The 13,646-nt window shown below is 70.5% G+C and carries 9 protein-coding genes; all 9 read left to right on the top strand.

Translation table 11 applies throughout. The annotated features are described in order from the left end of the window. Positions 1-17 precede the first annotated feature (17 nt). Positions 18-341 (top strand): SPDY domain-containing protein, encoded by a 324-nt coding sequence (locus IE242_RS38320; protein ID WP_229859861.1) that lies wholly within the window; start codon positions 18-20, stop codon positions 339-341. A 339-nt stretch (positions 342-680) separates the two neighbouring features. Further along, positions 681-2,468: a type IV secretory system conjugative DNA transfer family protein gene (locus tag IE242_RS34845; RefSeq protein WP_189866724.1), complete on the top strand. Its 1,788-nt coding sequence runs from the start codon at positions 681-683 to the stop codon at positions 2,466-2,468. Between the two features lie 130 nt (positions 2,469-2,598). Beyond that, positions 2,599-3,870, top strand: a complete 1,272-nt coding sequence (locus IE242_RS34840; RefSeq protein ID WP_229859869.1) for a DNA cytosine methyltransferase — start codon at positions 2,599-2,601, stop codon at positions 3,868-3,870. Then, positions 3,870-4,997, top strand: a complete 1,128-nt coding sequence (locus IE242_RS34835; protein WP_189866658.1) for a DnaB-like helicase N-terminal domain-containing protein — start codon at positions 3,870-3,872, stop codon at positions 4,995-4,997. The genes IE242_RS34840 and IE242_RS34835 overlap by 1 nt, the downstream gene beginning before the upstream one ends. A gap of 125 nt (positions 4,998-5,122) precedes the next feature. Then, a complete protein-coding gene (locus IE242_RS34830; RefSeq protein ID WP_189866656.1) occupies positions 5,123-5,509 on the top strand; it encodes a hypothetical protein in 387 nt (128 codons plus the stop codon). Between the two features lie 36 nt (positions 5,510-5,545). Then, the gene (locus tag IE242_RS34825; RefSeq protein ID WP_189866654.1) at positions 5,546-7,093 is read left to right on the top strand and encodes a hypothetical protein; all 1,548 of its coding nucleotides are present in this window, start codon (positions 5,546-5,548) and stop codon (positions 7,091-7,093) included. Next, the gene (locus IE242_RS34820; protein WP_145870778.1) at positions 7,090-7,914 is read left to right on the top strand and encodes a hypothetical protein; all 825 of its coding nucleotides are present in this window, start codon (positions 7,090-7,092) and stop codon (positions 7,912-7,914) included. Before IE242_RS34825 ends, IE242_RS34820 begins: the two co-directional genes overlap by 4 nt. An 11-nt stretch (positions 7,915-7,925) precedes the next feature. After that, positions 7,926-12,386 carry a coiled-coil domain-containing protein gene (locus IE242_RS34815; RefSeq protein ID WP_189866652.1) on the top strand — a complete coding sequence of 1,487 codons (4,461 nt, stop codon included), beginning with the start codon at positions 7,926-7,928 and terminating at the stop codon, positions 12,384-12,386. Further along, on the top strand, positions 12,383-13,444 hold the full coding sequence (locus tag IE242_RS34810; RefSeq protein WP_229859859.1) for a Wadjet anti-phage system protein JetD domain-containing protein: 1,062 nt from the start codon (positions 12,383-12,385) through the stop codon (positions 13,442-13,444). The genes IE242_RS34815 and IE242_RS34810 overlap by 4 nt, the downstream gene beginning before the upstream one ends. The last annotated feature ends 202 nt before the right edge of the window (positions 13,445-13,646 follow it).

Raw genomic sequence — 13,646 nt, 5'->3', positions numbered from 1 at the left:
TACGGCCACGCCCCCTTGTGCCGCGCGTACTCCTCTCCAGCCCCGACCAGCAGGCGCTCCTGCGCCTGGAGCCCGCCCCAGACGGCCAGCGGTGGACCCTTCACCACGCCTCCGGGCCGGACCGGCCCGCCTGGTACGTGAGCTTCGGCGCCCACACCCCGGTCGAGATCACCGCCGGTTTCACCGACGCTCTCACCGATCCCACCGCCGACCCGGCGAACGCCGGCGGCGCGCTGGAACCACTCCTGGGTACCGGCTGGCCACCAGCCTCCAACCACAACCGGCTCGTCTCACCCGATGGCACGGTACGCGTCGACCTGCACGAGCCGACCGGCGCCTGATGGGCCACCACCCTCCTCAGCGACTTCCGGCCTCCCGGGTGGCAGGCCCGAGTCGGCGAGCACACACCGACACACCTGATCGCCGCACTCACCGACCCAAGCTCGCTACCGCGCACCGGCACTCCGCTCAGCCTCCCAACCCCGAACCCGGCCCTCGTCCCCCACACGCGCCAGGAAGTGCCCGCAGCACAGGTCGCCTTCGCCCTGGACGACCGCATCCGCACACTCACCGCCCGTCCCACAGCTCCGCCGGCACCACCCACCGTCGCACGACGACCGCCCGCCGGCCCCGGTCGCACCCGCTGCCCCCTCCGTCCCCGCACCGAAGCACAGAGCTCTTTGCCTCCTCCCTCGAACAACCCCACCGACGGGTACGACATAGCCTTCCGGGCCCTCCTCGGAGTCCTCGCCGTCCTCGTCCCCCTGTCCCACCTGGCCTGGCTGTCGGGCAACATCACCGCCTACCTCACCGCAGGCGCCTGGGCGCCGTATCAGCCGACCGCCGCCCTGCTCCACCCCGACCAGCTCTGGCCCCAGGCCAGCAAAACCTCCCTGCTGATTGGCGCACGGATCGTCCCGATCACTCTCCTCCTCGCGCTCGGCGCCGTGGCCGCCCTCCTGTGGGTCCGGCACAAGAACCGCAGCGGCGGCCGGAAGAAGATCACCGGCATGGCCAAGGCCCGGGACATCGAGCCGCTGATGGCCAAGGCGATCACCGAAAAGGCCCGTTCCCTGCGCCCGAGCCTGAAGAACGCCAAGCGCATCGACGCCAAGGACACCGGCGTCCTCCTCGGTAACCTGCAAGGCACCAGGCACGAAGTCCGCATGGGGTACGAGGACGTCGCCGTCGCGATCATGGCCCCGCGGTCCGGCAAGACCACGTCACTCGCCATCCCGTCCATCCTCAACGCGCCGGGCCCGGTCCTGCTGACCTCCAACAAGGCGGCCGGCGACGCGTACACCACCACCCTGGAGGCCCGCGCCGCGGTGGGACGAGTGTGGTCGATGGACCCGCAGCAGATCGCGCACGCCGAACGCTCGATGTGGTGGAACCCTCTCGCCGACGCCAAGACGCTGGACGGCGCCGGCCGTCTGGCCGGGCACTTCCTCGCCGCCTCGGTGGACGCCTCCCAGCAGGGTGACTTCTGGTCCAAGGCCGGCAGCAACATCCTGTCCCAGCTCTTCCTCGCTGCAGCCCTCGACGAACGGCCCATCACGGATGTCATGCAGTGGCTGGCCTTCCCCGCCGACCGCACCCCGCTGGACATCCTTCGCGACCACGGCTTCACCGCCGTCGCCGCGCAGCTGAAGGGCACCGTGGAAGGACCGCCGGAAACGAGAGACGGCATCTACGAGACGGCCCGCCAGTACGCCGCCGCCCTGCTCAACTCCGAGATCGCCGCCTGGGTCACCCCGCAGAAGGACGTCCCCGAATTCCGGCCCTCGGAGTTCGTCACCTCCACCGACACCCTCTACCTGCTGTCGAAGGACGGCGGAGGCGGCGCTTCCGCGCTGATCGCGGCGTGCGCGGACTCCGTGATGCGGGCCGCGACCGCCCAGGCCGAACGCGCCGGCGGCCGCCTCGACCCACCCGCCCTGGCCATCCTCGACGAGGCCGCCAACGTCTGCAAGATCAGCGACCTCCCGGACCTGTACTCCCACCTGGGCTCGCGCGGGATCATCCCGATCACCATCCTCCAGTCCTACCGCCAGGGCCAGAAGGTCTGGGGAGACGCGGGCATGGACGCCATGTGGTCGGCAGCCACAGTCAAGATCATCGGATCCGGCATCGACGATCCCGACTTCGCCGACAAGCTCTCCCGGCTGATCGGCGACCACGACGTCGAGACGACCTCCACCTCAACGTCCGAGTCCGGGAAGTCGACGTCCGTGTCGATGCGGCAGGAGCGGATCCTGCCCGCCGATGCGATCCGCGCCCTGCCCAAGGGCACCGCTCTGGTCTTCGCCACCGGCATGCGCGCCGCGATGCTCGACCTGCGCCCCTGGTACGCCGAGCCCGGAGCCGGCGAACTGGCCGCCGCCTCTGCCCGTGCCTCCACGGCGATCACTGCCCGTGCAATCACGAAGCACGCACCCAGCCAAGCCGACTTTGGATCGGCAGCATGAGCAGGACACGCCTGGACGAAGCCGATGAAGTGCAGACGGGCGCCGAGGACAGATGTTGGCCCGAGCATGGCCTCGTCACTTGCCGCGGGGATGCGGGTGCTTCGAAGCGGGACAAGTTGGGGCTGGCCACGTGATACTCGACCTCTTCGCGGGGCCGGGTGGCTGGAGCCGAGCACTGGGTGTCCTTGGAGTGCGCGATGTCGGCCTGGAGTGGGACGAGTGGGCCTGCAAGACCCGTGCGCGTGCTGGCCAGTTGACGATCCGGGCCGACGTGGCGATGTATCCGACGGGGCCCTTTATCGGCCGCACGAGTGGGCTGATCGCTTCCCCTCCGTGCCAGGCGTGGAGTATGGCTGGCAAACGCCTCGGTCTGGTGGACCAGCCGATGGTGCACGCGGCGGTCGAGGACTTGGCCGCCGGGCGGGACACCCGCGAACGCCTCCTCGCCGCCTGCCGTGACGAGCGGTCGCTGCTGGCGGCTGAGCCGATGCGCTACCTCCAGGCCCTGAACACGGTCGGCGAGCCTGAGTGGGTCGCTACGGAGGAGGTTCCGGACGTCCTGCCGTTGTGGAAGCAATACGCGGCCGTCCTGCGCGGATGGGGCTTCTCGGTCTGGTGCGGGATCCTCAACGCCGCCGACTTCGGCGTCCCGCAGACGAGAAGGCGGGCGATCCTGGTCGCCTCCCGGGTCCGTACGGCACAGCCTCCCACGCCGACGCACTCCCAGGTCGAGGAGCCGGAATCCCTGTTCGGTCCGGGCCGTGCCCGTTGGGTCAGCATGGCCGAGGCCCTGGGATGGGGCGCGACCGACCGACCCGTCCCGACCGTCTGCGCTGGCGGAGGGCCCGGCGGCGGACCCGAACCGTTCCCTTCCGGCTCGCGAAAGACGCTGTCCGACGCCCGGGAGCGCGGCACCTGGGTGCCCCAGCCGGACGGAGTGGTCCTGCAGTCCCGCCGCGAAGGAGCCGGTTGGGCTGCCAAGCACGGCACCCGTGAAAACCGCGCCGCCAGCGCCCCTGCGCCGACCTTCACCGCCGAAGCACAGCGATGGTCTTGGTCCCTACGCAGCAACAACCAGGCCAACGCCACCGTCCGCCCGCTGTCCGAGCCGGCAGGCACGCTGTTCTTCGGACACCGAGCGAACGAGTGCACCTGGGTTGCCGAACCAGTGTCGGCTCTGGCCAACGACACGGACGCGCCGGCGGTGCCGGAGCCGATCCGGATCACTGCCCGGGAGGCCGGCCTCCTGCAGACCTTTCCCGCCGACTACCCGTGGCAGGGCAACAAGGGCCAGCAGTTCTCCCAGATCGGCAACGCCGTCCCCCCGCAGATGGCCGCGCACCTGCTCGCTCCACTCCTCGACAAGCCCTTCAACCCCGACGACTTCACCCTCGCAGCCTGATGCCCTACACCACCCCCGATCCCGACGAGGAAGACGACCTCGACCGCGTCCCGGCGCCGAAGCCGGTCCATTACGCCGAACAGGCCCTGCTCGGCGCCCTCCTCCTCGAACCGGCACGTCTGGCCGACACCGGCACCCTGGCCGCCGACCACTTCGACAACCACGCCCACGCCAACCTGTTCACCGCGATCCGCACCCTTCCACCGCCCGGCCTCGACGACCATGCCAAGGACACCGCCTGGCTCAACCAAGTCCTGGAGCGTGCCCGCCCCCACGCCCCCGGCCTGAACGCCTCCTACCTCCACGCCCTCATCCAGTTCTGCCCACAGCCCAAGCACACCGCGGCCTACACTCGGATGATCCGCGCCGACCACGCCCGCCGAACCCTGCGCCTGCACGCCGAACGCCTCGCCCATACCGCCACCGACCCAGCCGGGCCCGACCCGGCAGCCGCCACCCTCATGCAGGCCGACGCCCTCGGCCATGTCCTGGACGACCTCGCCGGGCAGTTCGCCCCACACCCCGGCTCCCTCCCCCGCACCACACACAGCGGGGATGTCCCACGGCAGGCTGGCGAGGAGGAACTGGACGAAGAACGTCTCCTCCTGGCCACCGCCACCGCCTACCCGGCGAATGTGCAGCAGATGCGGTGGCTGGCCGCGGAGGACTTCATCCTTCCACTGCACGCCGCGCTCTGGCAGTCCGTCACGGCGCTGGTCCACCGCGGTGACGTGGTCGACCCGATCACCGTCCTCGGCGAGGCCCAGCACCACAAACTCCTCACCGACGCCCTCACCCCCCGCGACCTGATGGCGCTGGTCTCCACGCCCGCTGGCTCCCCCGAGTACTGGGGCGAGAAGATCCTCCAGCGCGCCCTCCTCGCCCGCGCCCACACGGTCGCCGACCGGATCACCGCCTACACCGACGATCCCGCCAACACCCCCTACCAGCTCATCACCGGCAGCCGCCGCGCCCTGGCCGACCTCAACGCCTTGCGTACCCGCTGGAACCGCGCCACCTCACCCACCCCCGCGTCCACCACAAGTGCACCCGCACGATCCGCGCCGCTTCCCCGGGCCGGCCCACCACACCGGCCAGCCCTGTCCGCCGCGCGCACCCACCGATGACCTCACCCTCCGGGCCCGGCCAACCCACGGCAGGGGCCCCGGGCTCGAATCGAGCACACCCCATGCACCAGAGCCCCCTCAAGGTCCACGTCCGCCTCGACACCCACCCCGCCCACCCCAGCGCCGTGACCGCCTCCCTCACGGGCACCCACCACCGAACCGCCCAAGCCATGCTCGCCGCGCGCGGCTTCGAGCAGTTCGACGAACACACCATGGCCCTGGCCCGGATCGACCACGAAAAGCCCTACGGGGCCGACCAGGCCACCCAAGCCCTCGACGCCGAAGGCATCACCACCGAGATCACCCCCGGCCTGTCCCGCATGCCGATCCCAGATCGCATCCACCGCGTGCGTACCCCCCGAGGCCGCCAGGCGATCAACCGGTCCGGGCGGGGAAGATCCGTGCAGATGCATGGCTCCTTTCGCACGGGAGCTGCGCGCCTCTCTCCCCTCTCACTGTCGGCCGTTCTGGTTCGGTCCCAGCGCAAATGTCAGTGCCGCGTTTTAGCGTGACCTCCAAGTGGAAAAAGGGCGATTGGAGCCTTCGGGGTGATCTTTGAGGAACCACGGGCGGTCTACGAGAGCATTACCTCACGCATGAAGGCGCTGGCGGTGGTGCGCCCGCTACTGGCGCTCGACAGCAGCAAGGCCAAGGCCGAGCGGGGGTGGGAGGGCTACCGCCTGGCTGAGCTGGCGCTGGCTGCGATCGATGTCGTCACGCTGCGCACGGACATGCGCACGGCGGTCCGCCAGGAGACGGTGGTGGACCATGTGTCCGAGTTCGCCGCGCTGCAGCTGCCGGGACGCCCGGCTGAGGAGTACCGGGCCGTCGCGCGCTGGGTGATCGAACGGCTGATCAACACCGAGGAGCGCGACCGGGCGTTCCGTCACGCGATCGGCAGCGTGATGGACGAGGGGTTCCAGACCCGTATGACGTCGTTCCAGATCCTCAAGGAGGTGCCTGACCATGTGGGGCAGGCGGCGCTGATTGCCACGGATGCGGCGATCACCGTGCTGGTGCATGCCATCGACGTGGACATCGCTTCCGAACAGATCGCTGCTGAAGCCAAGTTGGAGGCGCTGCTCAAGCGTGCCCGTATCGGCGAGGCGTGGCAGATCGCGCACACGGCCCGTCTGCAGAGCATCCGTTACGCCAAGGACATCCATGGGCGCATCGAGGCGATGAAGCGGAACGTGCGGGCGGTGGACTGGGATACTGAGGTCAAGGAGACCGTCGACGATGCCCTGGAGCACGTCCGCAGCCGCTCCGCGACTGAGCAGCAGCTCAAGGAGCGAGTCGACCAGCTGCTGGAGGTCACTGACGACGCGCACAAGCGTCGGCAGTTGGAGGGGCTGGGGGCGCTGATCGTCGAATGCATGCAACGGCATTCGGTGCTTATCGACATGCTGTTGAAGGTCGGCCCGGAGTACCGGCGCCAACAGGACCGCCAGGTGTTTGTGGCCCCGACGCTGCACGCCCGGGTGCACATGCACGAGCAGCTCCTGCAGCCGGTGATGGAATTTTCCCTGGATGCCTGCCTGGAGCCCTTGGAGGCGTTCACCAGGGCCGTCCTGGGCCCGCAGCAGCCCCGCGTGATGTATCTGCCGGACTATTTCGAGGCCCTGGCCCGCGTCAGCGAATCGGCCGCGGGGGACCTGGTACCGGTTGCACAGGACGACGACCCAGGCGACAGCGAGCACACGGCCCTGTTCACCGACGCGCAGCACGAGGCGGTGGACGCCCTGCTGGACACGGCCACCGACCAGGGAGTGCGGCTGTCCGCGCTGCTGGGCTCCGCCCGCCTGCCCGGCTCCGGCATGGGTCCTGAATCCGGCACGGACGCACTCCTGGCGATGCGCGTGCAACAGCTCTTCCGGCGGGTGCCGGTGCGTCAACTGGCCGTCGGTGAGCCTGCCGTCGTGGCTCTCGACGACGGCACCGAGCTGGTGGACGAACGCTTCGGCGGCAGCGACTTCCTGCTGATCCGCGCCCAATCGCAGCCCTCGGTCCCACCCGGACCATCCGATGCCCCCACCGACGACAACCGGCTGTCGTCGGTGACGCCCATCCCCGACCGTGACCAGGAGAGCGCGTGAGCCAGCACGAGGACATTGCGGACGCCGCCCGGATGGTCGCCTTGGCCCTGGCCCGTGGCAAGGCACCGGCCCGCTCCGGGGAGTACGCGCGGCTCGTCCGGCGCTTCGAGACCGAACCGGACTTCGCCCAGATCGTACGGAAGATCGCCCAGGGCTTCGACCTGACGGTGCTGGAGGTCCACCGCATGCCGGGCCTGGTTCTGGGGACCACCCCGGAGACCGACTTCGCCGTCTCGGTGGCCGACCTGGTCCCTCAGACCGCCGACCGGCCGCTGTATCTGCTGGCCCAGCTCGCCATCGCCGCCCTGGCCTTCCCCCGGCCCGAGGACCTCGACGACGACGAGTACGTCACCCGAGTCTCGGTCAAGCAGGTGGACGAGGAGGTCCGCTCCCTGGCCCGGGCCATCGAGCACCGGCTTGCGCAAACCGACGCCGACACCGATCCCCCGGCGGACCAGCCCGGCCTGGAGGGACTGTGGCGGGCCTATCTACGGCGCAACGCCACCGGCACCACTCGGGCGGACAAGACTCCCAGGACGGTGACCTACTCCCTGGTGCGCCGGGCCCTGACCCACCTGGCCGAGCACGGCTTCGTGCGCAAGGTGAGCGACGAGGACGCCGGCACCTACGCCACCAGCGTCAAGTACCGGCTGCAGATCCGCGACCAGGCCGCCGGCGACATGCTGCGGGAACTGGCGGCCCTGGGCGTGGCCGCCCTGCCCTCCCGCGACCAGGCCACCACCTCCGAGTCGGCGGCAGACAGCGCTCTGAGTGCCGATGACACCCTGCCGGGTTCGCCGCTGCCCACTGATCTGCCGTAAGGACGCCTGCCATGTATGAACTCAATCGGATTCTGCTGCGCAATTTCGGCCCGGTCGACGCACGGTACGAAGACGTCACCCTGGACTTCTCCGGCGCCGGCCCGGAGGTGGAAACCGCTTCGCTGATCCCGGCCGCCGGCCATGTCACCCACCGCCCGGCCCCGGCCAACCTGATCATGCTGCAAAACGGCGGCGGCAAGGGCGTACTGCTGACCGGCATCACCTGCACCACCATCCCGCACCGCCACCAGGATGTGGAGACGCTGCGCAACTTCACGGTGTCCCTGGCACAGCCCTCTCACGTGGTTCTCGAATGGGCCGACGCGAGGACCGGACGCCTGCTGGTCACCGCCCAGATCCTGGCGCCGGACCGCGAGGGGAAACTGCACCGCCGCTTTTACAGCTTCCACCCGGCCGCCGCCCTGGACGCCGACCGTCTGCCCTTCCACCGCGACGGGCACTGGCTGCCGTTCGAGGACTATTGCACCGAGTTGCGGGACGTACAGCGCCGCGTCGACGCCCTGGAGCTGCGCATCGAGGACGGCCAGGAACGATGGGAGAAACACCAGCGCACCCTGGGCCTGCAGCCCGATCTGTTCGACGTGCAGCGCCGGATGAACGCCAAGGAGAGCGACGCGGCGGCGGCATTCACCACCACCACATCCGACGCCTTTGTGGACTGGCTGCTGCGCAAGGCCACCGACGACGACCAGTACGCCGAGCTGGGCACCGCCTTCCACTCCTACGCCCATGCCCACGACCAGCGCGCCGCATGGGACAAGGAACGACAGTTCGCCCTGACCATGCAGCGAGCCTGTGGGGAGGTCGCCATCCTTCACCAGACCCGGCAGAAGACCGCCCACGCCGCCGAGAGCGCGCAGCAACGGCTCGTGCACCTGACCGCCACTGTCCAGCTCCGCGAGCAGCAACTGTCCGACGCGCTCACGGTCCACGCCGACGCCATCACGGACACCTACCGAGCGCACGAGGAGGCAAAGCGGGCAGCCGAGCGGGCTGAGCAGCGCGTGCACCACGTACGCCATCACGCCAGCGCCCTCGAACTGGCCACCGTCCGGGCAAAGCAGCGCGGCGCCGAGCAGGACAAGAAGGAGACCGAAGCCGAAAAGTCGGGCTGGGAGACGGTCCCGGTGGCGCTACGCCATGCGCATGCTGTGGACGATCACACCCGCGCCCAGGAAGCCCTCAGCCAGGCAGAGCGCACCGCCGCCCCCTACCTCCGGGCCGTCCACCAGGCAGCAGCCGACCTCCGTGCTGGGTACGCCCGCGCCGAGGCCGCCGCCCAGGACAAGGTCCGCCGACTGGCCGAGGCCAACCAGCAGTCCGAGACCGATATCGAGCAGTGGCAGCACCGCCGCGAACAGCTCCTTGAAGACACCGGCGCGGCCCAGGCCGATCTCCGCACGCTCCGCGAGCAGATCGACTCCTTCACCACCACGCTGGGTCGGGCACGCCATGACCGGCTCGTCGAGCCGGACGAACTAGCCGGGGACGCCGCGGCCCGCGCCGAGGCGCACACCCGCCACCTCGACCAGCTCATGGACGAGGCCAAACAAGCACGTCAGACTGCCCGCACCGGGCGGGACCATGCGCACCGGCACCTGGCCGACACGCAGCGGCAGGCGCTGTCCGACCGTGCCGCGGCTGATGCGGCGCTCGCCCAGACCGACCGGCTGCGCAAGCAGGCCACGGCGGTCCAGTCCCTGCCGCTGTGCGCCGACCTCCTCGAAGCCACGCCCGACGAGCTGCGCGCCGTCGACGCGTTGGAATGGCTCCATGAGCATGCCACCGTGCTGGGGGAGGCCGCCGGACGCCGCATCGCGAACCTGGAGACCACGCTCACCGGGACCCGCCTCGGCCTGCGCGAGGACCAGGACCTGCTCGACGTGCTCGATACGAGCGGGGGCCTGCACCCGGCCAGCGCTGCCGTGCGGCGCCTGTGTGAGGACCTTGTCACGCACGGCATCTCCGCCTGGCCCGGCTGGCGGTGGATGCACGACAACGTGCCCGCCGACGCCCATCCTCAGGTCATCCGCGCGCACCCCGACCTGGTCGGCGGGATCATCGTGGGCGGCGCCGATGGCCTGGACGCCGCTCGCCGCCACATGGAACAAACCCGTCCCCTCCCGGCCGCCGCCGTGACCGTGGGCACCGGCGAGCGCCTGCTGCGCCCGGGCTCCTGCGACGACGACCGCTTCGTAATCGAGCCCTCCCCCGCCCTGCACGACGAAGACGCCGCCGAACGCGAACGAGCCGAGGTCACCGCGCGCATCACGGCCGCCACCCGCCAGCTGCAGGACCTCGATGCGCGCCTGGCGGAGGCCCGGGAGCTGGAGCGGCACCTCGCCAACTGGCTTGACGCGTGCGCGCAGATGCCCGTCCCCGACCGCCTCGCCCAGCTGAACGACCTGCAGACCATCGCCGCCGCGTCCGAGACCGCCGCCCAGGAGGCCCGCGACGCGGCCGAGGACCACGACTCCGCCCTGCACGAGGCGGAGCAGGCGTACGAGGTCCTCGTCGACCGGGCCGGTCAAGCCCAGCGCGCCCTGCACGTCCTCCGGCAACTGGCCGGCGCCGAGACCGAGGCCGGCCAGGCCCGCGACCGCATCTCCGCCCTGACCGCGCAGTGCCAGGAGTGGCGGACCGAAACCGACGATTTGCGTGCCGCGTGCAAGCGGGCCGAAGCGGAGCTGCTGCGCCGCGCCCAGGCCATCGAAGCCGCCCGGCAGGAGGCTGACAGCCATGCCGAGAGCCGTCGGGCCGTCCCCGCCCCGCCCGGCGGCGACGCGGCTATCGAACCCGACGCACCGCACGAGCCTCTCCCCGTGCTCAAGCACCGCTACGAGCAGGCCCTGGACGAGCTGCGCGCCGTCCAGGTCGGGGAAGACCAGCAGCAGCGCGCCGCCCGCGCCGAAGAACACCTTCTGACGTGCCAGAGGGAATGGAACCAGGTGCCCGGGCCGATTCAGGCGCTCGCCCAGAAGTTCAGCGCGGACCCGCGGGCCACCGACGAGGTCCAACGCCACGCCATCCTGCGCGACCTGGACGGACAGCTCACCGACCTCGACGACCGGCTCAACGCACTGCGTGACAAGGAGAGCGAGCTGAAGGTCCGCACCGACCACCTTAAGTCCGCCGCCGCGGCAGCACCGCTGACCGGCGAGGAGGCCGCCGCCTGGACGCCGACCACCCTGGAGGATGCCACCGCCCTGAGTGCCCGCGCGGCACGGGAGCTGGAGGAAGCCCGTACCACGGAGCGCGCCGCGTCCGAACGCTACAACGGCGCCCGCCGCAACCAGGCCAACGGCAGCCGCGACCTTGCGGCGTTCCGGTCCGTCCTGCCGCGCCTGGAAAGCGCCGCCCACGGTCTCGGCCTGCCCGCCGCCGCGGAGCCCTATCCGGGCACCGCCGAGGCTGCCGAGACAGAGGCCCGGCAGGCCACCGAGGAATACCGCACCAGCCACCAGGCCGCCCGCGACGCCGACCGCGCTCTGGAAACCGGCGTCAGCCGCCTCAAAGAGGAAGCCGCCGACGTCCGCTTCGAAGGACTCGACATCCCGCTGCGCACGCAGATCTCCGCCCTGGGCGGCGCGAAGATCCCCGACCTGGCCGAGAACTGGACCCAGGCGCTCGGCTCCCGCATCGCCGCACTGACCAGCGACCTGGATGCCATGGCCAAGACCCGCGACGCCCTCGCCTCCCAGCTCGGCGCCCACGTCACCGATCTCCTGCACCGCCTCGACCAGGCCAGCCGCTTCTCCGCCTTCCCCGACGGCGACGCCCCCTGGGCCGGACAGAAATTCCTCACCATCCGCTACAAGAAACCCGACCAGCAGACCCTCGCCGCCTCGATGCGCGAAACCGTCGACGCCCTCGCCCAAAACCCCCGCACCCGCAAACTCAAAGGCATCGACGTCGTCCTGCGCTGCCTCAAGGAGGCCGTACCGCGCGGATTCACCGCCGAGGTCATGAAGCCCAACGCCGCCCAGCGGATCACCCGCGTGCCCGTGGAGAAGATGGGCACCACCTTCTCCGGCGGTCAGGAACTCACCGGCGCCATCCTCCTCTACTGCGCCCTGGCCGCGCTGCGCACCTCACCCGGCCCCCGCAGTCGTACCCGCAACGGCGGGCTCCTGCTCCTGGACAACCCCATCGGCCGCGCCAACGCCACCTACCTCGTCGACCTCCAGTTCGAGATGGCCGCCGCCCTGGGCATCCAGCTCATCTACACCACCGGCCTGAGCGACGAGGAGGTCACCGCCCGCTTCCCGATGTGCATCCCGTTGCGCAACGACGCGGAAGCCCGCGCTGGCCTGTCCCTGATCCGCCTCGACGATCGCGTCCGTCACGCCCTCGTCCCCTCCCCTCGCATCGTCCCCGACGACAGCGCCGCCGTCCCGTCCGGCTACCTCCACTCCGCGCGCCTGTACACGAAGGAGACCCCCGCTCAATGACCGCCGGTTCTCCCCCTCCGCTCCCGCCACTGTCACCCGCGGCGGCCAGCCTCAGCGCCGCGCTGCAGGCCCGGGCCGAGAAGGCCACCGTGTCCCGCGCCACCCTCGTCGAAGCATTCAGCGCAGCCCTGCCCGGCCTGGCCAGTGGCGAGCACGCGCGCACCGCGCTCGCCACACTCCTGCACGAACTCGCCGACCACCGCCTCCTCAACCTGCCCACCAGCAGAGCCCACTGGGACGCCGGCCGACCACGCCTGCCCGAACAAGTACGCCTGCCCGCCACCACCCAGGCGACGCCGCGTGCACCGCGTGAACCCGTCTCGTGGCGCCCGGAACTCGACTGGGCCTACACTGCCCGTCTCACCGCCGCACAGACCGAGGACCTCCTGGCGTGCAACCGCTGGTTCCGGGACAGCAGCAACGCCCCCGACCGGCGTACGCCGATCCCGCTGCGCGAGCGGTCCTACGAGATCTTCCGCGACGAGAAACGTCTCGACGCCCTCATCTCCGGCGCGCTGTTCGCCCCCGGACGCCTCACCCTCGATCAGCTGGCCACCTACCGCCAGCCGCCCCCGCTCGCCCACCACCAACTCGGCGACGGCGACACCCTTCTGGTCGTGGAGAACAGCGACACCTATGCCACCCTCCACGACCTGATCGCCAAGCAGCCCGGCCGCATCCGTTTCATCGCCTTCGGGGCCGGACGTTCCTTCGAAGCCTCTGTCAGCCGCCTCACAGAGCTATCCGGCATCCACCGCATTTTCTACTACGGCGACCTCGACGCCGACGGCCTGGCCATCCCTGCTCGCGCGTCCCTCACGGCCCTCCAGCACGGCCTCCCCCCGATTGAACCGGCAACTGACCTCTACCGACTCCTCCTCGGCCACACCCCCACGCCCTCCGCTCTCGTTGCCGACGACCGTGCCCAGACGCTCACTGCCTGGCTGCCCGCACCCCTGTCCACACAGGCCCACGATCTACTCACCGCCGGCCAGCGCCTCGCGCAGGAAGCGACCAACCACAACCAGCTTTCAGTCGACTCCAGTTGGCGCACTTGACGTCTTGTTGACGGCCGCCGCTGACCCCGGCGGCGTACACCACCGGAGGTCCCGCCCCATGGGTGAGGGATAGAAGGTGACGATCGAGGGCAGGGAGGCATCTATCCCACCAGGGGAACCCAGCCCGAGTGTGTCTTGATCGAGATCGCGCGGGGGTGCGGGCGGAAGCCCGCACTGACGAGCCCTGGCCAAGACGACCCTT

Source organism: Streptomyces poonensis, assembly GCF_014650915.1.
GTDB classification, from domain to species: domain Bacteria; phylum Actinomycetota; class Actinomycetes; order Streptomycetales; family Streptomycetaceae; genus Streptomyces; species Streptomyces poonensis.
Note: the sequence above shows the minus strand (reverse complement) of the source record. Positions and strands in the feature narration are given on the sequence as shown.

Coding starts and splice junctions, on each gene's coding strand:
- IE242_RS34815 (WP_189866652.1), top strand. CDS start 7,926: ATGTATGAACTCAATCGGATTCTGCTGCGCAATTTCGGCCCGGTCGAC.
- IE242_RS34835 (WP_189866658.1), top strand. CDS start 3,870: ATGCCCTACACCACCCCCGATCCCGACGAGGAAGACGACCTCGACCGC.
- IE242_RS34810 (WP_229859859.1), top strand. CDS start 12,383: ATGACCGCCGGTTCTCCCCCTCCGCTCCCGCCACTGTCACCCGCGGCG.